At 46.4% G+C, this 21,689-nt stretch carries 22 protein-coding genes, 1 other RNA gene and 1 pseudogene; 10 read left to right on the top strand and 14 right to left on the bottom strand.

The annotated features are described in order from the left end of the window. Positions 1-29: 29 nt before the first annotated feature. The 6 genes from glgP to ACE1CM_RS13025 all read right to left on the bottom strand — a co-directional run bounded on the left by glgP (position 30) and on the right by ACE1CM_RS13025 (position 5,518). Positions 30-2,660 carry an alpha-glucan family phosphorylase gene (glgP, locus tag ACE1CM_RS13050; protein ID WP_374877932.1) on the bottom strand — a complete coding sequence of 877 codons (2,631 nt, stop codon included), beginning with the start codon at positions 2,658-2,660 and terminating at the stop codon, positions 30-32. A gap of 490 nt (positions 2,661-3,150) precedes the next feature. After that, entirely contained in the window at positions 3,151-3,663 is a 513-nt protein-coding gene (locus ACE1CM_RS13045; protein ID WP_374877931.1) for a universal stress protein, read from the bottom strand. Between the two features lie 68 nt (positions 3,664-3,731). Then, on the bottom strand, positions 3,732-3,881 hold the full coding sequence (locus tag ACE1CM_RS13040) for a hypothetical protein (RefSeq protein ID WP_374877930.1): 150 nt from the start codon (positions 3,879-3,881) through the stop codon (positions 3,732-3,734). Between the two features lie 99 nt (positions 3,882-3,980). Then, positions 3,981-4,682 carry a hypothetical protein gene (locus tag ACE1CM_RS13035; protein ID WP_374877929.1) on the bottom strand — a complete coding sequence of 234 codons (702 nt, stop codon included), beginning with the start codon at positions 4,680-4,682 and terminating at the stop codon, positions 3,981-3,983. 46 nt (positions 4,683-4,728) lie between these two features. Continuing rightward, positions 4,729-5,119, bottom strand: a transfer-messenger RNA (tmRNA) gene (gene ssrA / locus ACE1CM_RS13030). Between the two features lie 159 nt (positions 5,120-5,278). Then, positions 5,279-5,518: a hypothetical protein gene (locus tag ACE1CM_RS13025; RefSeq protein ID WP_374877988.1), complete on the bottom strand. Its 240-nt coding sequence runs from the start codon at positions 5,516-5,518 to the stop codon at positions 5,279-5,281. 249 nt (positions 5,519-5,767) lie between these two features. Here ACE1CM_RS13025 and eis point away from each other — a divergent pair, with 249 nt between their 5' ends. Next, positions 5,768-6,952 (top strand): enhanced intracellular survival protein Eis, encoded by a 1,185-nt coding sequence (gene eis / locus ACE1CM_RS13020; RefSeq protein ID WP_374877928.1) that lies wholly within the window; start codon positions 5,768-5,770, stop codon positions 6,950-6,952. 56 nt (positions 6,953-7,008) lie between these two features. On the opposite strand, the gene ACE1CM_RS13015 is transcribed toward eis, so the two are convergent. Next, entirely contained in the window at positions 7,009-7,224 is a 216-nt protein-coding gene (locus tag ACE1CM_RS13015; protein ID WP_374877927.1) for a hypothetical protein, read from the bottom strand. Between ACE1CM_RS13015 and ACE1CM_RS13010 the strand changes: the two genes are divergently transcribed. After that, positions 7,225-8,550, top strand: coding sequence for a serine/threonine protein kinase (locus ACE1CM_RS13010; protein WP_374877925.1), 1,326 nt, complete (start codon positions 7,225-7,227; stop codon positions 8,548-8,550). A gap of 181 nt (positions 8,551-8,731) precedes the next feature. On the opposite strand, the gene mutS is transcribed toward ACE1CM_RS13010, so the two are convergent. The 4 genes from mutS to ACE1CM_RS12990 all read right to left on the bottom strand — a co-directional run bounded on the left by mutS (position 8,732) and on the right by ACE1CM_RS12990 (position 13,930). Beyond that, a complete protein-coding gene (gene mutS / locus ACE1CM_RS13005; RefSeq protein ID WP_374877924.1) occupies positions 8,732-11,497 on the bottom strand; it encodes a DNA mismatch repair protein MutS in 2,766 nt (921 codons plus the stop codon). A gap of 350 nt (positions 11,498-11,847) precedes the next feature. Further along, positions 11,848-13,083 (bottom strand): AAA family ATPase, encoded by a 1,236-nt coding sequence (locus ACE1CM_RS13000; protein WP_374877923.1) that lies wholly within the window; start codon positions 13,081-13,083, stop codon positions 11,848-11,850. Between the two features lie 21 nt (positions 13,084-13,104). Beyond that, positions 13,105-13,530 (bottom strand): NUDIX domain-containing protein, encoded by a 426-nt coding sequence (locus tag ACE1CM_RS12995; protein WP_374877922.1) that lies wholly within the window; start codon positions 13,528-13,530, stop codon positions 13,105-13,107. Positions 13,531-13,540: 10 nt separating this feature from the next. After that, entirely contained in the window at positions 13,541-13,930 is a 390-nt protein-coding gene (locus ACE1CM_RS12990; RefSeq protein ID WP_374877921.1) for a hypothetical protein, read from the bottom strand. A 112-nt stretch (positions 13,931-14,042) separates the two neighbouring features. Between ACE1CM_RS12990 and folD the strand changes: the two genes are divergently transcribed. The 4 genes and pseudogenes from folD (at position 14,043) to ACE1CM_RS12970 (ending at position 17,365) form a co-directional block, all read left to right on the top strand. Next, entirely contained in the window at positions 14,043-14,918 is an 876-nt protein-coding gene (folD, locus tag ACE1CM_RS12985; protein ID WP_374877920.1) for a bifunctional methylenetetrahydrofolate dehydrogenase/methenyltetrahydrofolate cyclohydrolase FolD, read from the top strand. A gap of 27 nt (positions 14,919-14,945) precedes the next feature. Then, positions 14,946-15,754, top strand: a pseudogene (locus tag ACE1CM_RS12980) (RNA-guided endonuclease InsQ/TnpB family protein); the annotation flags it as partial. 159 nt (positions 15,755-15,913) lie between these two features. After that, complete coding sequence (gene crtE / locus ACE1CM_RS12975) at positions 15,914-16,867, top strand: geranylgeranyl diphosphate synthase CrtE (protein WP_374877919.1); 954 nt, start codon at positions 15,914-15,916, stop codon at positions 16,865-16,867. 42 nt (positions 16,868-16,909) lie between these two features. Beyond that, on the top strand, positions 16,910-17,365 hold the full coding sequence (locus ACE1CM_RS12970; RefSeq protein WP_374877918.1) for a divergent PAP2 family protein: 456 nt from the start codon (positions 16,910-16,912) through the stop codon (positions 17,363-17,365). Between the two features lie 3 nt (positions 17,366-17,368). Here ACE1CM_RS12970 and ACE1CM_RS12965 read toward each other — a convergent pair whose 3' ends face one another. From ACE1CM_RS12965 to ACE1CM_RS12955, 3 genes are all read right to left on the bottom strand, one after another. Beyond that, positions 17,369-18,154 (bottom strand): hypothetical protein, encoded by a 786-nt coding sequence (locus tag ACE1CM_RS12965; protein ID WP_374877917.1) that lies wholly within the window; start codon positions 18,152-18,154, stop codon positions 17,369-17,371. Positions 18,155-18,215: 61 nt separating this feature from the next. After that, positions 18,216-18,545 carry an MgPME-cyclase complex family protein gene (locus tag ACE1CM_RS12960; RefSeq protein ID WP_374877986.1) on the bottom strand — a complete coding sequence of 110 codons (330 nt, stop codon included), beginning with the start codon at positions 18,543-18,545 and terminating at the stop codon, positions 18,216-18,218. A gap of 149 nt (positions 18,546-18,694) precedes the next feature. Continuing rightward, the gene (locus tag ACE1CM_RS12955; protein WP_374877916.1) at positions 18,695-19,417 is read right to left on the bottom strand and encodes a pyridoxine 5'-phosphate synthase; all 723 of its coding nucleotides are present in this window, start codon (positions 19,415-19,417) and stop codon (positions 18,695-18,697) included. Between the two features lie 122 nt (positions 19,418-19,539). Here ACE1CM_RS12955 and ACE1CM_RS12950 point away from each other — a divergent pair, with 122 nt between their 5' ends. The 4 genes from ACE1CM_RS12950 (at position 19,540) to ACE1CM_RS12935 (ending at position 21,657) form a co-directional block, all read left to right on the top strand. After that, entirely contained in the window at positions 19,540-19,797 is a 258-nt protein-coding gene (locus ACE1CM_RS12950; protein ID WP_374877915.1) for a multiprotein-bridging factor 1 family protein, read from the top strand. Positions 19,798-19,800: 3 nt separating this feature from the next. Beyond that, positions 19,801-20,040 carry a helix-turn-helix transcriptional regulator gene (locus ACE1CM_RS12945; protein WP_374877914.1) on the top strand — a complete coding sequence of 80 codons (240 nt, stop codon included), beginning with the start codon at positions 19,801-19,803 and terminating at the stop codon, positions 20,038-20,040. Between the two features lie 200 nt (positions 20,041-20,240). Beyond that, entirely contained in the window at positions 20,241-20,852 is a 612-nt protein-coding gene (locus tag ACE1CM_RS12940) for a Uma2 family endonuclease (RefSeq protein WP_374877913.1), read from the top strand. A 52-nt stretch (positions 20,853-20,904) separates the two neighbouring features. Continuing rightward, the gene (locus tag ACE1CM_RS12935) at positions 20,905-21,657 is read left to right on the top strand and encodes a Rossmann-like domain-containing protein (protein WP_374877912.1); all 753 of its coding nucleotides are present in this window, start codon (positions 20,905-20,907) and stop codon (positions 21,655-21,657) included. The last annotated feature ends 32 nt before the right edge of the window (positions 21,658-21,689 follow it).

Here is a 21,689-nt window from a genome sequence, read left to right as displayed (position 1 = left end):
CAATTAGCAATTACCCATTACCAATTCCCCTAAGCCCAACGAATCAATCCCAGTTCATAAGGATTGCTGAGATTATCGTGTTTGGGTAGAACGCGCAGGGACATCCCTTGCAAACCACTGGCATTATAGATAATATCGCCCGTGTAAATGCAGGCATGTTCTTGATCTTTTCCTTGGAATTCCATCACCGATGACTTGGCGTTGACAATATTCCCATCGGCATTGACTTCGCCGGTATAAAGTTCTACCTGTACGTCATCGGGACTCAAACCTGCCAAATGAATGCGCGCTTTCACCCCAATGTTTTGATTCACCTGAACTTCAGGGCCATTGGAAACATCAACGTTGGCGATTTTAATGTTGTACCAATTATCAAACAATTTGGTTTTCCAATGCGCCAAGTCTTTAGCAGGTGCAAAGTTTGAGCTGCTCAAATTCGAGAAGCGATCGCTTGCCGGGAAATAAGCCCGCCATGCATAGTCTCGCACCATCCGCGCCGTATTAAAGTGCGGACAATTTAACCGAATCGCATCTTTCATTTTCTTCACCCAAGCGCGGGGAATTCCTTCGCTATCCCGGTCGTAAAATAGCGGTACAACCTCCTGTTCGAGCAATTCATAAAGCGCGTTAGCTTCCACATTATCCTGATAGTTGGGATCTTGATAATCTTCCCCATGACCGATGGGCCATCCAGTACGGACGTAATCCGCTTCATCCCACCAACCATCAAGAACGCTGAGGTTTAATAACCCGTTCATCGAAGCTTTCATACCGCTAGTACCGGATGCTTCGCGGGGACGGCGGGGAGTATTTAACCAAACATCGCAACCCGCTACCATTAATCGCGCCACGTGCAAATCGTAATCGGGAATAAATACAATTTGACGACCCAATCCTTGTTCGCGAATAAAGTGGTTAATATCGCGGATTAACTCTTTTCCGGGAATATCCATTGGGTGCGCTTTACCGGAAATTACGAACTGCACCTTGCGATGTTTGTTGCCTAAAAGGCGCTTAATCCGTTCTACGTCGCGCATCCACAAAGTTGCCCGTTTATAAGTCGCAAAACGACGGGCAAAACCGATAGTGAAAACACCCGGATCGAGGAATTCAGCAGCGGCGGCGACTTCAGCGGGAGATGCACCGCGATCGCGCAACTTTTTCGCCATCCGTTCCCGCACAAATACTACCAACTCGGCGCGACACCGTTCGTGATAGCGCCACAATTCTTCATCGGGCATCGACTTCATCTTATCCCACAGGGGATCGTCAGTTGGCGCGTGTTGCCAGCGCGGACCCAGGTAGCGATCGTACAATCCTTGCATTACCGGCGAAGTGCAACTGCGCGCGTGTACCCCGTTGGTAATAGATGTGATCGGTACTTCCTCCAACGGTAAACCCTGCCACAGGCGGTGGAACATCGACCGGGCGACGACACCGTGCAACTTGGCAACCCCGTTAACAAACGAAGCCATTTTAATTGCTAAAATTGCCATGCTGAAAGGCGCTGCCAAATCTCCCGTATTTTCCCGCCCTAAAGCCAGAAATTCTTCTCGCCGCAAGCCAAAAATATCTGCATAGTAACCCAGGTAATACAACACCTTATCCGGCGGGAACAAATCAATCCCCGCAGGTACTGGCGTGTGAGTCGTAAAAATGCTACTCGCCGTCACCACCTGCTTAGCTGCTTGGTAACTTAAGCCGTTTTCTTGCATTAAAATGCGGATGCGTTCTAACGCCAAAAACGCCGCGTGTCCCTCGTTCATGTGATAGGCGGTCGGGTTTAATCCCAATGCTTTGAGCGCCAAAACGCCGCCGATACCGAGCATAATTTCTTGGTGAATCCGCATGTCGATATCGCCGCCATATAATTGGTCGGTAATATCGTGGTCGTATTGACTGGCGTTAGCTTCAATATTGGTATCCAACAAGTATAAGGGTACCGTTCCCACCTGCACCCGCCAGATGCGAGCGTAAACTTTGCGCCCCGGATAATTGACTTCAATCCGAATTTCCGATCCATCTGGATGCCGCTCTAATTGTAGGGGCATGTTGTAAAAATCATTGATCGGATAGTGTTCGTTTTGCCAGCCATCGGCGTTAAGAAACTGGGAAAAGTAACCTTGTTGATAAAGCAACCCCATCCCTACTAAGGGCAAACCTAAGTCGCTAGCAGATTTCAAGTGATCGCCCGCGAGAACCCCCAAACCACCAGAATAGACCGGAATGCAATCCGCCAGGCCAAATTCCATTGAAAAGTAGGCATAGCACTCTTTTTGGCTATTGGGTAATGAGTTATTGGTCGTGGGTGCTGTGTCTTCTTCCCCATTACCTATTACCGATGACCCTTTGACCAATTTGCGATTTTTGTGATACCAAGTTAATCGGTGATGGTAGTCGTCTAATTGTTGGACGGCGCGTTCCATTTGGGCGATAAAGCCTTCGTCTTCGGCTACTTCCTGTAACCGCGCTTGGGAAATCGTGCCTAACATTAAAACTGGGTTATGACGACTCGATTCCCACAAGTCGCGGTCGAGGCGGCGGAACAGGTCTTTAGTATCTGCATTCCAATCCCAGTGCATGTTGTAGGCTAGTCGCCGCAAGGGTTCGAGTCGCGAGGGCAGGGCGGGAGTAACGTTAAAAGTGCGAATCGGCTGCATGGGCGGGCTTTCCTCCTAGTCTAGATATGGCTATTGTGCCTTCACTTCTGCTGGGAGAGGACGATCTTAATACTCATTTTGTCCTGTCGGCTAGGAGAGTTCCGCCCCAATAAACAAGCCACGAGGCCAGAAACCCGGTTTCTTCATCGATCTATAGCTACCAAACCCATGATTTTTCATAGAAACCGGGTTTCTTTGCGCCAGAGATGTCACCCAAAATAAAAAAGCCCAGAGCGACCGACCTCTAGGCTTCTCGTTGGTGTGTGAGGAGTAAAATAATTTACTATGTTTATATTGACTAATGCTTTTGACGCTGTTGTGACGCGGATATTTCAATTTTGTGAAATTTGACACAACGCGAACCCACGCTCACTCCTCCCGACCTTGCCATCAACTTTGTTTCGACCTAGATCTCTAGTTTCCCAGCGACGATTTTTCATAGAAACCCGGTTTCTTGGCGTAAGTCTTGACAAAGTGCGCGAACGCACGCTTACTCCTCCCCCCCATCTCCCCCACCTTCCTTACCTTGCACGGTGAGAACCGAACAAGGCGCATGGTGGGTAACGTAGTTACTAACGCTACCTTGAATCAGTTCGCTCAATCCCGTGTGGCCCCGGCGACCCATGACAATCAAACTGGCTCCCCAACTACGCGCCAGTTGGCAAATCTCTTTACCCGCATCGCCGATTGGTTGTGCGTACTCTGTAGCAATACCTGCGTCTTTAGCCTGTTCTGCCAAAGATTTCAGCAATTCCAGGTCTTGCTGTTTCACGATCTCCCACTGCTGTAGGTAATTTTGCAAAGCCTCTGTTTGCGCGGCGATGTAGGCACTGTTTACTATTGGCATTACCAGATTCGGATACCCGGAATCGAGTCCAGCCAGGGACGAGACGTTAACTAGCATTAAACTAGCGCCTGTGGCTTTTGCCAAGAACATGCCTTGCTCAAATGCCTGTTTGCTAGTGGGAGAATTATCGATTGGGACTAGAATTTTTTCAAACATAATTCTTAAGGTGAATAGCAACGGGTTCAATCCAAGTTTAGTTTATGCCGTGCTATCGCTCTTCCACTTTAACCGTTTCCTCCCCTATATTCTGCCACTGCTTGACAAAATTCTAAAAGTTCCTCTTGCTTAAAATCTCTCTTTCCCAAGTTAGCTATCACCGACACAAACTGCACGTTTCCCGGCACATAGCCGCCATGGGGATCTATCCTGTCCAAACTCGCTCTCTGCGGGTGAAACCTATAATTCTCCCAATCTTTAGTTGTTTGTGGATTATCTAGTTTCCACCCAGCATAAGGGCAGCGTCCACCTTGTTTTTACCACAAATATTTTAAGTAGTCCAGGGTGATACTGCATTCTTTTCCTTTTGCTTTTGCATTCTTTCTTGCCATCTTTAAATAATAGCGATTCAAGCATTCATCTATCCTGTTTTCTGCGAGCGATGATTTTATTAATTCAGATTTTGTCATGTCATATTGAGTGACTGCTTGACAAAATTCGATTAAATCTTGGTCGGTAAAGGCATTTTTAGTGAAGTTGGCAATCGCCGCCACAAATTGTATGTTATCAATCGTGTATCCTTTAGAACAATCTTTCCGATCTACACTAGCTCTTTTGGGCGTTAAAGGTGCCTTCTCGCAGTCAGTCACGCAAGGTAAAAGCTCTAACTTCCATCCCGTATAAGGACAAATACCTTGCTGTTGCTCCCATAAAAACTTTAGTTCTTCCAGCGTTACAGAATACTCTTTATTTCTCTGTATACTCGATTTTTTAATAATTTTTAAGTAATAGCGAAACGGCGACAACTCGTCTCGTTCGCTGCCTTTTTGTAAATGTTCGGTATTTGTATTAATCTTATCCTTAAAATTTCGGATTCCTTTACACTGTGCGAAGCATTTTAAACAGCAAAAATGCTGCCTACCTAAGTTTTCACTTCGTTTAAATTCAGCTAGCGACTTAGTAAATTCTTGGCTACAAGCCGGATTCTCACAGGTTAGAATTATTAGCGCTCCCGCCATAAAAACTTAAAAACCACCCTGTAACTAATTGTACGGGGTGGTTTTTAAATGGAGCCTACGGGAGTCGAACCCGTGTCCAAACCGGGTATTAACCTACCGCTCATTCACAGGCTTAGCTCTTCTGACCCTCAGAGCGGGAACCATCCATTATCCCGGATGACAGGATGCTCTGGTTAATTCTTAGCTAGAAAGCTGACCAGAGGCTACTTTCTAGAGCATCCGTTGGGGTTTGTCCGCAGCCCTTAACGGAGTCAGACTACAGACGCTCGAACCTTGTTTAGGGGTTATTAGGCAGCTACAGTGGCAGCCTTACGAGCAAAAGGAACGATGTTGTTCGCATTTACTTTTTTTTGAGCCTTGGATTAACGAGAGCAGACTCACTCTCGGCCTGTATCACGGGGCGGCGTTCGCCAGCCTGTCGAAACCATTAAGGCCCCGTGTCTTACATTTCTTATTATAGTGCGCGGTTTCAGGTTTGTGTTTTCCCACCAGAGGCAGAGCCTCCCGGCACTCGTTCCCAGGCGTAAGCCCGGAGAACGATAATCTAGTGGGCTGCTGCCTCCCGATCAGATGATGAGACGGGTTAAAGCTTTGGATTAAAACCCTTGTCTGGAAACTAGCTTTTCAAAATCTGCTTGAGTCTGCTGTAGCAACTGCTGGCGGCTATCTACCGCTTGGGTGAGGGTGGGAACTAGGTTACGAGCTTGTAACGCCATGTGAAGTTGGAGGTGAGCCACGTACTCGCTAAAATCTTCACGAAATGCAGCAGTTGAGGATTGGTGCGTCGGTAATGCCACAGTGTTCTCCGTTCCTGTCTCTAAGCCGTTTGTCAACATCAATGAAAGTACCATGACAGCCTTGCTATGTTGGTACTCCGCAATGAAGTTTAACGCTTTTGACCACTAATTGTTAAGTAAAGTAAATTTATCGGGTCAGTTATTCAAATTTCTTCGCATTTTGGCTAAAGAGACTGGGACTAAAATTAGCGAGGCAGAGCCTCTAAATCTTCGTTCTCCGGGCTTACGCCTGGGAACGAGTTCGGAGGCTGAGCCTCCTGTGTCTCCAGCTAAAGTAGCAATACGACGATGACACCTAATTTTGAATTTGGCACGCCTACAAACCCCGAACAGACTCAGCAGTTAGGAGCGATACTCAGCCAGTGCTTCAACTCGCCGCTGAGCGAATGGTCTGTTTATCTCAACCGCATCGGGGTGGAAAACTTCCGGGTGCTTCGCCAAGGGGGACAAGTTGCGGGCAGTTTGGCTGTTATTGAGATGGGACAGTGGTTTGGGGGATGTAGCGTCCCGATGGCAGGGTTGGCGGTGGTGGGAGTACCGCCAGAGTATCGGGGGATGGGGGTCGCGGTAGAATTGCTTACCCGCACGCTTTTGGAACTCCAGGGGAAGCAAGTGCCGATATCGGTATTGTATCCGGCGACGCAGTATCTTTATCGGCAAGTGGGTTACGAACAGGGGGGAACGGCGGGTGGTTTTGAAATGCGGTTGGATGGGTTGAGGTTATCAGTTGATCAAACAATTCGTGCCATCCCAATGCAAGCGGTAACTCCCATCCGCCACGAAGTTTTTCACGAGATTTACCGCCAATGGGCAGTACAAAATAACGGCAATTTAGACAGAAACTCAGCCATTTGGCAGTCAATTATCCAACCGCGAGAACAAGAGACAATTTATGGTTATCTAGTCGGTTCGCAAAATCAACCGCAAGGCTACATTATTTTTAAACAGGATGCCAAAGAATCGCAAATAGTAATTCTGGACTGGGTAGCGCTAAGTGCGGCGGCGGCCCAACGTTTGTGGATGTTTTTAGCAGATCACCGTTCCCAAATTCAAAAAGCGGTATGGCGGGGTGCAGCGAGCGATCCTTTTTTATTATTGCTGGCGGAACAAACCGCGAAGGTGCGATATTTAGAACGCTGGATGCTGCGGATAATTGATGTGGCTAAAGCTTTGGAGGGTAGAGGTTATCCAATGGGAGTGGAAACCGAATTACATTTGGCAGTTGTGGATGAATTATTGCCTGAAAATAACGGTAATTTTGTGGTGAGGGTTTCCGGTGGGCGAGGCGAGGTGACGCGGGGAGGTAAAGGCGAATTGCAGTTAAATATACGCGGACTTGCACCGCTTTATACGGGTTTGTATACGCCTTCTCAGTTACAAGTTAGCGGTTATTTGGCAGGGACAGATAATGCTGTTGCGGCGGCGACGCAGATATTTGCGGGTGCTGAACCTTGGATGCCGGATCACTTTTGATTGGTAATTGGTAATTGGTAATTGGTAATTGGTAATTGCTAATTGCTAATTGGTCATCAGACGGGCAAGATGCCCATCCCACAAGAATCATTTTCAGCATCTAGGCAAAGAAACCGGGTTTCTGCGAAAAATCGTCGCTTTATCACCACAGATCTATGCAGCAACCCGGTTTCTAGATCGCGATCGCGTAAGTCCTGATTTTTTCTTGTGGGGTAGGCGTCTCGCCTGCCGAGTGCCAATATAGAAATACACTTTCTAGGAAGCGATACCAAATGTTGCAACCAGAACAGATATTACAGGAACGCTATCAACTCCAAGAAAGATTAGGACGGACGGCCGCAGGTCGTCAAACTTGGTTAGCCAGGGATTTACAATCTAACGAGCAGGTAATTGTTAAGTTACTGGCGTTTAGTCCTCAAATGCAGTGGGACGAATTGAAATTATTTGAACGGGAAGCGCAAGTTTTGGCGAATCTGAATCATCCGCGAATTCCTCGCTATCGGGATTATTTTTCCCTAGATAGGCAAATAGGAGAAGGGTTGCCTTGGTTTGGGATTGTGCAAGATTATATTCCCGGTGCTTCTCTACAGGAATTATTAGAACAAGGTAAGCGTTTTTCGGAAAAACAGGTGAAAAGCATTGCTACCCAAGTTTTGGATATTCTGATTTATCTGCACTCACTCATTCCGCCCGTTTTGCACCGCGATATTAAGCCGAGTAATATAATTTTAACAGAAGATGAGCAAGTTTATCTGGTAGATTTTGGGGCGGTTCAGGATAAAGCTGCTTTTACGGGGGTGACATTTACTGTTGTTGGGACTAGCGGGTATTCACCGTTAGAACAATTTTGGGGAAGGGCAGTTCCCGCATCGGATTTATATGCTTTGGGAGCAACTTTGATTCACTTATTAACGGGTATTGCTCCTGCTGATTTACCGCAGAAAGATTCGCGGATTCAATTTAGCGTTCGCATCACCCTAAACCCCAATTTTATAAGTTGGATTGCTCAGCTTACAGAAATAGCAATAGAAAAGCGATTCAGTAATGCTAAGCAAGCACTGCAAGCGCTGGAATCTGGAATAATTAGACCTTCTCGCGGTACTTACACTAGAAAAATACCTGAACCTTTTACTTTCATAAAATTAAGTAAATCGGCGGAAAAAATGGAAATTCAGCTGACATCTGGGGGAACGAAACAACTTGAGAGGTTTGGCTGTTTGGGTCTATTCTTTTTTCTAGGTTTTGGAACAGTTATATTGTTCCTAATACTGTTTATAATAGTGGCGGGACAGCCTATTATTGGATTGACAATTTTCGCAGCCTTATGTGCTGGATTAGCAATTTTATTTGGCAAACAGACTCACATTTACTTTGACCGCAAGCGGTTTGAAATTGTCCGGCAGACATTTAACTATACTTACAGTAGCCGAAAAGGGAATGTTGCAGAAATTTTAGGTGTTTTCCTAACTCTCCAAGGTTGGGTTTATGAAGTATGTATTCGCACCGACTATGGACTTTATCAATTGGGTGGTGCTTTGGACGAATCTGAGGCTACTTGGTTAGCTAAAGAAATCCAAGATTGGCTTAATTTAAAGTAAAGACTGACCTCTCCCCCCAACCCCCTCTCCTGGGAGGAGAGGGGGCTTTTTAAACCCCCCAACCCCCTCTCCTGGGAGGAGAGGGGGCTTTTTAAACCCCCCAACCCCCTCTCCTGGGAGGAGAGGGGGCTTTTTAAACCCCCCCTTCCCTTGCAGGGAAGGGGGATGGGGGGTTAGGTTTTTATTCGGTTGGTTGTTCGTCGGGTGTAGGGGTTTTTGGGGATTTTTTCTTGCGTGTAGTAGTGCGCGTTTCGCTGCCAATTCCCTCTCTCAATCCCACGGCTATTTTACTATGCTTCTCAATCTGTCCCATCACTTGTTTTGCCCGCTGAATTACCACCGCTGGTAACCCCGCCAAACGCCCTACTTCTATTCCATAAGACTTATCCGCACCTCCGGGTTGCACTTGATGCAAAAATATAATTTGCTCCGGCAATTCTTTCACAGTTACCTGATAATTAGCCACATTAGACAACATCGAAGCCAATTCGTTCAACTCGTGATAGTGCGTGGCAAAAATAGTCCTAGCTTTGATTTCCGCTGCCAAGTATTCCGCCACCGCCCAAGCAATAGAAAGACCATCAAAAGTAGCCGTCCCCCTTCCTATTTCATCTAACAAAACAAGCGATTTAGGCGTCGCATGATTGAGGATATTTGCCGTCTCATTCATCTCCACCATAAAAGTAGATTGACCAGTCGCCAAATCATCCACCGCACCCACTCGCGTGAAAATGCGATCGCACACCCCCAAAACCGCCTCCCGCGCCGGAACAAAACTCCCAAGCTGCGCCATCAACTGAATCAACCCCACCTGCCTCAAATAACAACTCTTCCCACTAGCATTAGGCCCCGTTAATATTACCAAATCCGGCCTCTCTCCCTCTTCCTCTGCGCCCTCTGCGTCTCTGCGGTTCAATAACTCATCCCTCCCCAACTGCGTAGAATTAGGCACAAAAAACCCAGCAGGTAAAGATTGCTCAACCACCGGATGACGCCCATCAACAATAATAATTTCCCGCCCCATCACCATCTCAGGACGACAATAACCTTGATATACCGCAACTTCAGCCAAACCAGCCAAAACATCCGCCGCAGCAACAGCACGAGAAACATTACGAATTAACTCCGCTTGTTCTCCCACCTCGGATCTCAAATCGCAAAATATTTCATATTCCAGCCGGTCTAAATCTTCCTTAGCTGTTAAAATTCTCGCTTCCCTTTCCTTCAATTCCGGAGTAATATAACGCTCCTCTTTAGTCAGCGTTTGTTTGCGTATATAGTTTTTTGGAACTTGGTCTATTTTCCCTTTCGAGATGCTGATATAGTATCCAAAAGTTTTGTTATATCCTACTTTTAGCGTAGAAATACCCGTACTAGCTCTTTCGGTTACTTCCAAATTGGAAACCCATTCATGGTCATCTTTTGCCCCTGCTCGCATTTCATCTAATTGGGGATGGACTCCATCTCGAATTAAACCACCTTCGGTGATATGAATTGGCGGCGATTCTACTAAATAAGCGCGAATTCTTTGACCCAATTGTTCCAGAATTGGATGTACTTTTTGCAATGCTCTCAGGTAAGGCGATTTCCCATCTGTTACCAGTGCTGCTAAGTCTGGTAATTTTAACAGCGAATCGGCTAATGCTACTAAATCTCTCGCACTCGCCGTACCAGATCCTGCGCGTCCTGTCAAGCGCTCAATGTCGTATATTTGGCGCAATAACTGACGCAATTCTTGCCGCAAAGAGCTATTTTCTACTAATTCTTGAATTGTATCTTGTCGCGCTCGAATTCCTTTAATATCGAGCAATGGTTGCAAAACCCATCGGCGCAAGGCGCGACCTCCCATTGCGGTGCAGGTTTTATCTATTGCCCACAATAGAGAACCGTGAAAGGTGTTATCGCGGACGGTTTGAGTGATTTCTAAATTGCGGCGGGTTTGGTAGTCTAATATTAAATAATCGGCAATGGTGTAAGTTCGCAGAAGTTGTAAAGGAACCTGGAGTTTATTTTGGATTTGGGATTTTATATTTTGGATTGAATTTTTTCCTGTTGTCTCCTTTTCTTCTACTTTCTTATTTACAGTTCTTTCCAGATATTCTAATAATCCACCAGCGGCGCGGGCGGCGAGGGGGAGGTGTTCGCATCCCAAACCTTCGAGGGATTTCAAATTAAATTTTTGCAATAATCTCGGCTTGGCTTCGGATAAACTAAACGGACTTTGGGGACGCAATGCATAACAAAAACTATTGGGTAAACAAGCTGGTATACTCTCCGATTTTTCTCCTGGACGTAGCAGTGCGCCTAAATCTGGGGCGTTGGTTGGTACTAAGATTTCCGAAGGCTGCAAGCGCATTAATTCTTGCGTTAAATGAGCTAAATTAGTCGATTGCGTGGTTAGAAATTCGCCTGTAGAGATATCTGCATAAGATAAACCCCAATGTTCGCCTGCAATCACAACTGCTGCTAGAAAATTATTGCGCTTTGCAGTGAGCATTCCCTCATCTAAGAGAGTTCCGGGGGTAAAAACGCGGGTAATTTCTCGGCGGACTAAACCTTGTGCTTCTGCTGCATCTTCGACTTGGTCGCAGATAGCGATCGCATACCCTTTTTCTACTAACATCGCGCAGTATCTTTCTAACGCATGGTGAGGTACGCCCGTCATCGGAACTCGCCCAACTTCTTTCCCCCCTTCTTTACTCGTCAGAACCAGTTCTAATTCCCGCGAAACTGTAATTGCATCCTGAAAAAACGTTTCAAAAAAATCGCCGCACCGATACAACAGCAACGCATGAGGATACTGCTGTTTTACTTCCACGTAATGCTGATACATCGGCGACAGCTTTGTCCGATCCAACAGTCGGTAGTCTGCATTAGGGATTGTAGCTTCGGTTACTCTAGCGCTTTTGGTTGTTTTTGGAGTCGATGCCTCGGTAGAATAGCTCATGGACGTTTGGTGATAGAGATGGAATTTCCATTTAAGGATCGTACCCCGTAGCCAGTCTTGTCTTTTGTGGCGATTTTTCTGCGGTAAAAACCGCTCAATTTCCACTTCTCCTTTTCTTTTGAGTCCTGACTGGGGGAGACGGTTCCTATGCCTTTAACTGCTCAGCAACTGTTAAAAATTGTACCCGATCGCCTTTTTTTGCCTAGAATTGTCCAACAATCTTAATAGTTGCATCCCCCATCGAAGTCTGTTGTGTTGCTATATTAGGCCATTGGGCCGCTAATTTTTTCAGTTTCTCCGCATTTCCCAGGACAAACTCTGTGCCGAAAGCTGCCTCAGGACTTGTCTCATTACCGGCATCGGTCATTACCCAAAGAGGCAGATGCCAACATCTGGGAAAAATTCTGAATATCTTTTACCAGGGTAAGCTTGCTTTTTCCAGTTTCTGTATCTCGATGCGCTACCACTACAAATCTTACTATTTCTGGCCATAAAGCATCTAGCAAACTTGTATTATGCGTAGTAACTAATATATCAATCTTTCTCTGTTCCCCTATTTCTCTTAGCATTTTTACAAGCAATTCTGAACGAGATGGATGCAGTCCATTATCCACATCTTCAATTATTAATTGACTACCTTCAGGTCGAGTCATAAGTGCTGCGATAATACCGAGAAACCTCAGAGTTCCATCTGACATTCCCCTCGCATCTATTAGCATTGGCGGTTGAGCGGGTATCCACTGTTCTTCGCAGTATAGCATTGCATCGCTATTCAATCTGCCAACTGGTTCTGCCCAAACTTTCTGAATATCTTTTTCTGGTAAATGCTTTACATAAGTAAGTATAGTTGATTCCACCTGTTTTTTTTGTTCATCTGGCATTGCTGCTAACACCCCAGCAATATTCGATGCATCGCTTAGAAGTTGAGGAGAAAGGGGTGAATAAGATCGCATTTTATCAGGACTAGGATCTAGAGTAAATATATTACCTATTGTTTCCCAAATTATAAAAATCCCTTTTGCCAGTTTGCCTACCACCGAATCCTTCGGCAATAAACCTGGTAATGACTGAAAAATTAATTGACTCAAAATAGATTTGTAACGTAAAAAAAATTGTTTTCCTTGACTATTTGTATCGTAAATTTTTGCTTCAATCGCTCCATATGTCGTCAGCGGTTCTGTTTGAAATAATATTTCTTTCTCTGTTTCCTTTTCATAATTCAAGTTTTTTTTAATCAGCCTCAAAGATTCCGCCATCAGTTGAACTTGTGGTTTAGTTTCAACCGTGATGCTATAAAGGTAATCCTTACTATCATCTTCCCCCTTAATTAATACCTTCAAAGTAAATTTAGTTTCTGGTTTGAGTGCAGCCCATTCTACACCTCCCCGAATCGAGGGAACTATCAAATCTCCTACTAAAGCCGATTGAAGTTGTCTACCTTCTACGGTTCTTTTAAGAAATTCCAGTGCTTCAAGTGCATTGGACTTGCCACTAGCATTGGTTCCAATAAGAACGGTAAGGGGAGCGATGTCAAGTACCGCATGGCGGAAACTTTTCCAGTTTTCCAGGATGAGTTGTTTAAGCATGACTATTTCCCAATTCAATTTTCACAATGCTCTCTCTATAAAATCTAACAAAATTCGCTGGTGAGCCAGCCCCAAAGGTCGGACTTGTCCTGCTATTTCCGAATAACGTTCGCCTGCTCTTATTTCTGCGGGTGTTAATAGTCCCATATCCCAACCTTCGCCTAAAATTAATTGATTTAATTCCACTGTCAAGGGTGCGTGATAAACGTGGCGAAGTACGTTGTTATCGGCATAATAACCAAAAAATGAGGGAGAAGCAGGTACGTAACCAATTTCCTCTAATAATTCTCGCTTGAGTGCGTCTTCTGGAGCTTCATCTGGTTCGATATGTCCGCCAAAAAAGGCCCAGTGTCCGGGATAAGCAATACCGGGAATATCATCGCGCAGTTGCATGAGAAATTTACCGTCGCGATATAAGATGGCGATCGCTACCTGTTTTCTATCCATAACTTCTACCTCACAGTCGCTGCTGTTCTTCAACGTACACTTCTTTTAAAGTTTTCCCACCAACACTAATATTTTTATGTTGCACCTTGGCTTTAAGCAAAACTTGCTCTTTTTGATTCGGGGCTTTTTGTTTAGTAACTACCCAGATACTCCCCGTTGAGTCTTTCAACTCATAGGCGCTACTCTCCAACAACGGAACTTGCTTGCCAACCTCGCCTTCCAGGTATACAGTAGAAGATTTAGTCGCAGACTTCTGCACATCGCCGATAGTGGTAATCGGGACATTAGGTCTTGGCAGGAAACTCAATCTCGATTTTGCCAAGTTAGCGCAACCGCACAAGCCTCCCATCATCAGTGATACAGTACCGATCCGAAGTACCTGGTGCTTAGCTGTTATCATAAAAAATTTCTGATGGCGGATACTCATTTTGATTAATCTGCTTTACTAGAAAGTGTTTGCTTGCTGTTGCTGTTAAAGACATTAACGCAAGCGCCAGCATTTCTGGAAGCTGATGGATACAAAAGTTGCCCAAACCCTAGACGGTAAAGCCCTCGCCCAAAAAATTTACGCTGAACTTGCGGATCAAATTCAGTCGCTGCAAGCTGAAATCGGGCGGAAGCCTGGTCTAGCGGTGCTAATGGTAGGCGATAACCCCGCTAGCGCCGCCTACGTGCGGAATAAAGAGCGTGCTTGCCAAAAAATCGGGATTGCTTCCTTTGGCAAGCATTTTCCCGCCGAAACTGCTTTTGGTGAATTAGAGCAAGTGATTCAATCTCTGAATCAGGATGAACGGGTAGATGGGATTTTAGTTCAACTGCCTTTACCGCCCCACTTGGATAGCGTCGCACTGCTGCACGCGATCGCACCCGATAAAGACGCCGATGGACTCCATCCGGTTAATTTGGGGCGTCTGGTGCGGGGAGAAACCGGTTTACGTAGTTGCACCCCCGCAGGCGTCATGCGCCTCCTGCAAGAATATGAAATTGAATTAAAAGGGAAACAAGCGGTCATCCTTGGGCGTAGTATTTTAGTGGGCAAGCCAATGGCTTTGATGCTGCTAGAAGCGGATGCGACGGTAACGATCGCTCACTCGCGATCCCAAAACCTCCCCGACATCACCCGCAGTGCCGATATCCTAATTGCGGCAGTAGGGCGTCCCAATTTGGTCACCCCTGAAATGGTCAAACCGGGCGCCGTCGTCGTCGATGTCGGCATCAATCGCGTTACCGATGACGCCGGTAATTCCCGCCTCGTGGGAGATGTCCAATTTGACGGGGTAAAAAGCGTCGCCTCTTCTATTACCCCCGTTCCCGGCGGCATTGGTCCGATGACCGTCGCCATGCTGTTGCAAAATACAGTGTGGAGTTATCGAAAATCTTGGGTTTAAAACCCTGTCCTTCTGGGACGGCATTACTCCCGACCGATTCCCGACGGTTTCCTTGTCAAACAGGCGCGGGTAGTCCTTAAAGCGTCCGGGTATTTCGTCACGCTGTCGTTACAGCTAAATGTCAACGTTCCCGATGTACCTTTTCGCGGACACCCGCTAGGGATAGATCTTGGACTCGATAAATTCTTGGCTACTTCCGATGACGAATTGGTCGATAGACCCCGATTCTTGAATAGCCTTCACCGTAAGCTGAAATTGCTACAAAGAAGACTCAAGAACAAACAGAAAGGTTCTAACAACCGACACAAGCTGAATCAGAAGATAGCGAGACTACATCAAAAAATCTCCGATACCCGAAAGGATTGGCACTTCAAACTAGCTCATCACCTAACCCGACAGGCGGAGGGGATATTCGTAGAGGATATCGACTTCGGTTCGTGGGGACGGGGGATGTTGTCGAAACACTGCCTCGATGCGGGATTCGGGCAGTTCGTTAATATCCTGAGTTGGGTGTGTTGGAAAGAGGATGTCTATTTCGGCAGGGTCGATAAAAACGGAACCTCTCAAATCTGTCCGAATTGCGGCACACACACGGGCAAGAAAACTCTCGATGTTCGGGTACATTCCTGCCCGTCGTGCGGGTACACGACCCATCGGGATGTCGCCGCCGCCAGGTCATTCGGAATCGGGGAATTGAAGCCGTAGGGCATACGGTATATCAAAATGTCTGTGGAGACGATGGGGCGGGGGTTGTCCGTCAGGGCGATCTAGCCAGCAGTCTAGGAAGCAGAAAACCTAAAAGGCGACTTTTAGGAATCCCCGCCCTTCAAGGGTGAGGAGGATGTCAAAGCCAAAAGCGGTAATCGGTCAAAGCGAATTGCAGATTGTAGATTTGAGATTTCAGATGGGAAAATTAAGATTTTGCTGTCAATCTGCAATCTGCAATCTCAAATCTGAAATTCATTTGCCGCTTCACCTGTAAAATTGGTACGGAAATGACAAACGTAAGGAATCCAGGGATGGTAGTTACGGACGATCGGCATTCGCCAACAGGGGAATCTCCAACCTTTGATTTATCAGCTTATCTGAACCAGCGACAGGCTTTGGTGGAGGCAGCTTTGGATTGTGCCTTCCCCCTCACCTATCCTGAAAAAATATACGAGTCGATGCGCTATTCCCTGCTGGCAGGTGGAAAGCGCCTGCGTCCCATTCTCTGTCTCGCTACCTGCGAACTCACCGGGGGGACGGTGGAAATGGCGATGCCAACTGCAATCGCCCTGGAAATGATTCACACGATGTCGCTGATCCACGACGACCTGCCCGCGATGGATAATGACGATTATCGGCGGGGGCGTCTGACCAATCATAAAGTTTACGGTGACGATATCGCGATTTTGGCGGGAGATGGTTTGTTAGCCTACGCTTTTGAGCATGTAGTTGAGGAAACTAAAAACGTACCCGCCGAACAACTTTTAAAGGTAATTGCTCGTTTGGGGCGTGCCGTCGGGGCGGCAGGTTTAGTCGGCGGTCAAGTGGTTGACTTAGAATGCGAGGGACGCACTGATACAACCCTGGAAACGCTGCATTTTATCCACACCCACAAAACAGGGGCGCTGCTAGAAGCTAGCGTAGTTTGCGGCGGGATTTTGGCAGGCGCATCCGCTGCCGATTTGCAACGCCTGTCCCGTTATGCTCAAAATATCGGGCTAGCGTTTCAAATTGTGGATGATATTTTGGATATCACCGCAACTCGCGCCGAGTTGGGCAAAACCGCAGGTAAAGACCTGCAAGCGAAAAAGGCGACCTATCCCAGTCTTTGGGGGTTAGAAGAATCGCGCCAACAAGCAAAGCAATTGGTTGAGGATGCTAAGGCGGAATTAGCACCCTTTGGTGAAAAAGCTCAACCGCTACAGTCGCTGGCTGATTTTATTACTAGCCGCACCCACTAATCCGGATAATTTAAAATCCAAAATCCAAAACCCCAAATCGATATGCAGGACTTTGGTAAAATTTTAGACAACCACGTGCTGGTTGTCGCTCTTATAGCCTGTCTCATCGCTCAACTGTCTAAAATCATCGTCGAACTTGTCCGACACGGCAAGGTAAGTTTGCGCGTTTTAACGACAACTGGCGGAATGCCCAGCGCCCATTCGGCTTTGGTAACATCCCTGGCAGCGGGTGTAGGACAAACGGTAGGATGGGCGTCTCCTGAATTTGCCATCGCCACCATTTTCGCCATAATTGTCATGTACGATGCCGCCGGAGTCCGTCAGGCGGCGGGCAAGCAAGCGCGCATCCTCAATCAAATGATTGATGAATTATTCCGCGAACACCCTACGTTTAGCGAAGACCGCCTCAAGGAATTGCTCGGTCACACGCCGTTTCAAGTAATTGTAGGATCTGTGTTGGGGGTGACGATTTCCTGGCTAGCTGGACCAGCTTATTAAATTTTAATTTCTGGGCTGGTTCGGTAAAACTTGCCCTCGCAGCAACGTCACCTGCCGACCATCTACCATCATCGCAAAAAAGCCCCGCTCCGATAGCAACTCAAATGTATTCGTCGCATTCTTATCGTTAGTGGTATGCAGCACCAATAAATAAGGACGTTGCGCGAAGGAAACTAAACCCACTTCCTTCCCTACCAGTCGCTGTACCTGTTCGGCAATTTCCGGTTTGTTAAAGAAATCTACCAATATCGCATAACCCCTTCCCAAGGGTTGAGGATTAAAAGCAGGTATATTCTGAGATACTACCGTTTGTTCTCGCACCTGTCCCTCTGTCGTCATCCCCCTTTGACTCGATGTTTCCCTAGCAGTTTGAACAACTACAGGGGGTTCCACAAGGAAAGCTTGCAACCCGACAATATCATTTAAGTAACGCACCCATTTTTGCACTTCCTCTGCGTCAGCAAACCCACCTATGCGCGTCACTACATTGTCGGAATATCTACAAACAGAAAGGTTGGTAGTATTTGGCACGGTTTGTCGCACCAACTCCCGACTCCGGGGTGTCTTGCTTTCTACTAACAATAAATACTCGCCCGGTTTAGGCAATTGACAATTTGGAATTGAAGACTGAGCCACAGCAGCATCTATTTTAACAGCCAACCCAGCCGTCGCTAGCAAGGTTGACCCTAAAATAGATTGCGCTACCCTGATGAAACAAGTTTGATGCATAACTGGTGAATTGGTAATTGGTAATTGGTAATTGGTAATTGGTAATTGGATTTTTACCATTACCCTCGTTCCCTGGAACCTTCCTGGGAACGCCATTACCCACTACCCAAGATAAAATTTTTCAGGACACGCCTGCGAGGGATGCTAGCGGGTTAGGAATTGCATCGGAAGGTGCTTGAAATTCGCCAGTTGCGACATATTCCAACCGCAATTTCAGCCAAGTAATAAATTGCTGATTTGTTGAAATAATTGCCGCTGCTGGTTGGGGACACTTGGCTTTAACTTCTGCCATTGTTGGTGCTTCTATAAAAGCGGGTTGTACAACCAGCCAAAAATCTATTTCTTTTTCTTGCTCTTGATAGTTCCGGGTTCTCTCCCTCAAAACTTCTTCCAGGGGTTCTTCTTCGAGTAAAAAGCGTTTGCTTGCTAGGACGTAGTAGTAAGTTGTCATGGTAATTGGTGATTGGTAATTGGTAATTGGTAATTGGTGATTGGTAATTGGTAATTGGTAATTGGTGATTGGTGATTGGTAATTGGTAATTGGTGATTGGTGATTGGTGAAGTCTTTTCTCTTACCCATTACCCATTACCCATTCCCCATTACCCATTCCCCAATATTGCTTGTTTCATTTCGCGGACGGCGCGTTCTAATCCTACTAAAACGGCGCGACTAACGATCGTGTGACCGATATTGAGTTCTTCCATCCCTTTGAGACTGGCGACCAGGTAGACGTTCCAGTAGGTGAGTCCGTGTCCCGCGTTCACTCTCAGACCCGATGCGATCGCATTTTCGCATCCTTTCGCCAAAACCGCTAATTCTTTCTCCCGACTCGCTTCATCGTGCGCTTCGGCGTATTTCCCCGTATGCAGTTCAATAAATTTGGCTTTTACCTTGACAGATGCCTCAATTTGTGCATCTTCCGCATCGATAAACAAGCTGACGGGAATACCGGCATCTTGTAATTTTGCCACCACATCGGTGATGCGGGGAATAAGTCCTGCGATATCGAGACCGCCTTCGGTGGTGACTTCTTCGCGGCGTTCCGGGACTAAAGTCACGTAATCGGGTTTGATGTCTAGTGCGAAGTCCACCATTTCATCTGTCGCCGCCATCTCTAAATTTAGATGGGTGCGAACAGTTTGCCGCAAGATTCGCACATCGCGGTCTTGGATATGCCGTCTATCTTCCCGCAGATGGACGGTAATGCCATCCGCACCTGCAAGTTCTGCCAGCACCGCCGCCGCCACGGGGTCGGGTTCTACCGTGCGACGTGCCTGCCGAATCGTGGCAACGTGGTCGATGTTGACGCCGAGTGTAGGCAAGATTAGATTCTCCTATGGGCGAATCCACAATCTTTTATTTTACCCTACAGGCACGCAAGAGGCAAAACTTGCAACAATACTGAGGGTATCGGCTACTAACCTAAGACAGGGCAGTCTTAACTTTGGAAAACAACGAACCAACCGTACAAACACTCATAGAAGCAGCGGGGACAACTCAACGACAATTAAGCCAGAAGCTAAAAGTCACCGAATTAAGTATTAACAACTGGGCTAACAGGAGAAAACTGCCAAGAGTCGATCATTTTTTAGCGATGTGTCGCGAGTTAAACGTTTCACCTAAAACTCTGGCTAAGGCGATGCGGTTAGAAGTTGAGGGGATACCTGATGATGTACCACCATTTCCACAACCTGACGAATAACTCATGACTGAACCAGCAACATCACCTCTGATGCGTCTCAGAATCCTGCGACATTTGACTCAAAAGGAACTGGCAGAAGCTTTAGGCGTTACAGAGAATACCATTGCCAACTGGGAAAGAGGTAGAGCCATACCCAAGTTAACGCCGAATCAATTCAAAACTCTGGTTAAAATGTTGCAGATCGGTTTGGAAGACTTACCCGATGATTTTGGATCGCAGTCAGGAACGCCACCCGACCAATAGTATTACTCCCTTCGCGGTATAAGACTATCTATCTCTTCTTTTCTCTTACCTCTGTGTTCTCTGTGTCTCTGTGGTTCGTTAATTATATATTCTTCTGGTGCGAAGGGAGTAGAAGAAACGCTTGCTCTAATTTTTACATACGTTGGCGACCGCTAAAATGTAGCTATATAGCTCTAAATCAAACATCACAGGTAACTCCCATGACTGCTTCTTCAACTCAATCAAAGCAAAAGCTAACTTTTGAGCAATTTATAGAGTACCCTCTTGAAGATGGTCGCTATGAACTGGTGAATGGAGAAATTGTGAAAATATTAGCCACCCGACAGCATGACGATATCGCGGATTTTCTTGCAGACTTAATGAAAGCCGAAGTCAACCGCCTGAATCTGAACTATAAAGTTTCAGACAGGATTATGATTGCCACCACAACTAAAGAGGGTAAAGAACAAGGACGATTTCCTGACGTGAGCGTAGTTAGCCTAGATATATGGCGTTCAAACCGTTTGGCTTATTCAGCTTTGCGCGACCCTTTGCAACTCGCTGTGGAAGTGGTTTCAACTAATTGGGAAGATGACTACATTGATAAATTGGGTGAATATCAACGTTTGGGTATTCCTGAATATTGGATTGTAGACTATTTAGCTATTGGCAGCAGAGATTACCTTGGCAATCCCAAACTTCCTACTTTTTTTGTGTATCAACTAAATGCAGATGGAGTTTATGAAGTTACTGCCTATAGAGGTTCTGAACGGATAGTATCTCTTACATTCCCAGAATTGGAATTAACAGTTGAGCAGATTTTGATCGTTTAGATTAGTACCAAAAAGTAGATAATAAGTTAGGTGCTGATTTACCAAGGCGAGTATGAAGATACACCCACGAGAAATCTACGATTTGCTGCTGGAGTCGAGTCAAACGACAGCATTGGTGCGGGAGGTATTGATCGGTTTAACCTGGACATTTTGCCAAGCAGAGGGGATGGGGTTGTGCATGAGTCCGGGACAGCCAACGCGCACCTTGCCTTGGGCAGGAACGCTGGTAAACAAAGCGATCGCACAGTTAGCCCCCTGGGTGCGTTCTTGGGATAGTTATCAAGCAACTGTTGGGATGGCAGCAATTAATGCGGCGATTAATCCATCTTCACCACTACTGGAAAAAGCCCAGCCGATTGCGCCCAAAGGTGCGGCGAATCTCGCTGTTTTTGAGCATTTTTTACCATTGATTCGCGGAAAAAAAGTAGTAGTAATTGGTCGCTATCCCGGACTATCTCAGTACGAACAAGAGACAGAAATTACGGTAATTGAACGCCAACCCAGCGGTCAAGATTTGCCAGATACTGCCTGTGAATATCTCTTACCAGAAGCCGATTGGGTTTTTCTCACTGCCACCTCAATTGCGAATAAAACTTTTCCGCGCTTAGTAGAGTTGTCGCAAAATGCCAACTTAGTTTTGATGGGTCCGACGGTACCCTGGTTGCCAGATTTAGCCCATATGGGAATCGATTATTTAGCAGGTGTAAAAGTTACTAATACCGAGGCATTACGGCAAACAGTTGCCGAGGGAGGCGGTGTGAGAATTTTTGACACTGGCGTGCAATATTGCGTCCTGAAGTTATGAGCAAATCCTTTTGATTTATCGGCAAGGAAAGC

Origin of the sequence: Microseira sp. BLCC-F43, from assembly GCF_041929235.1 — a bacterium.
Lineage (GTDB): Bacteria > Cyanobacteriota > Cyanobacteriia > Cyanobacteriales > Aerosakkonemataceae > Microseira.
The sequence above is the reverse complement of the archived record's forward strand: the minus strand, read 5'-3'. Positions and strand labels throughout refer to the sequence as shown.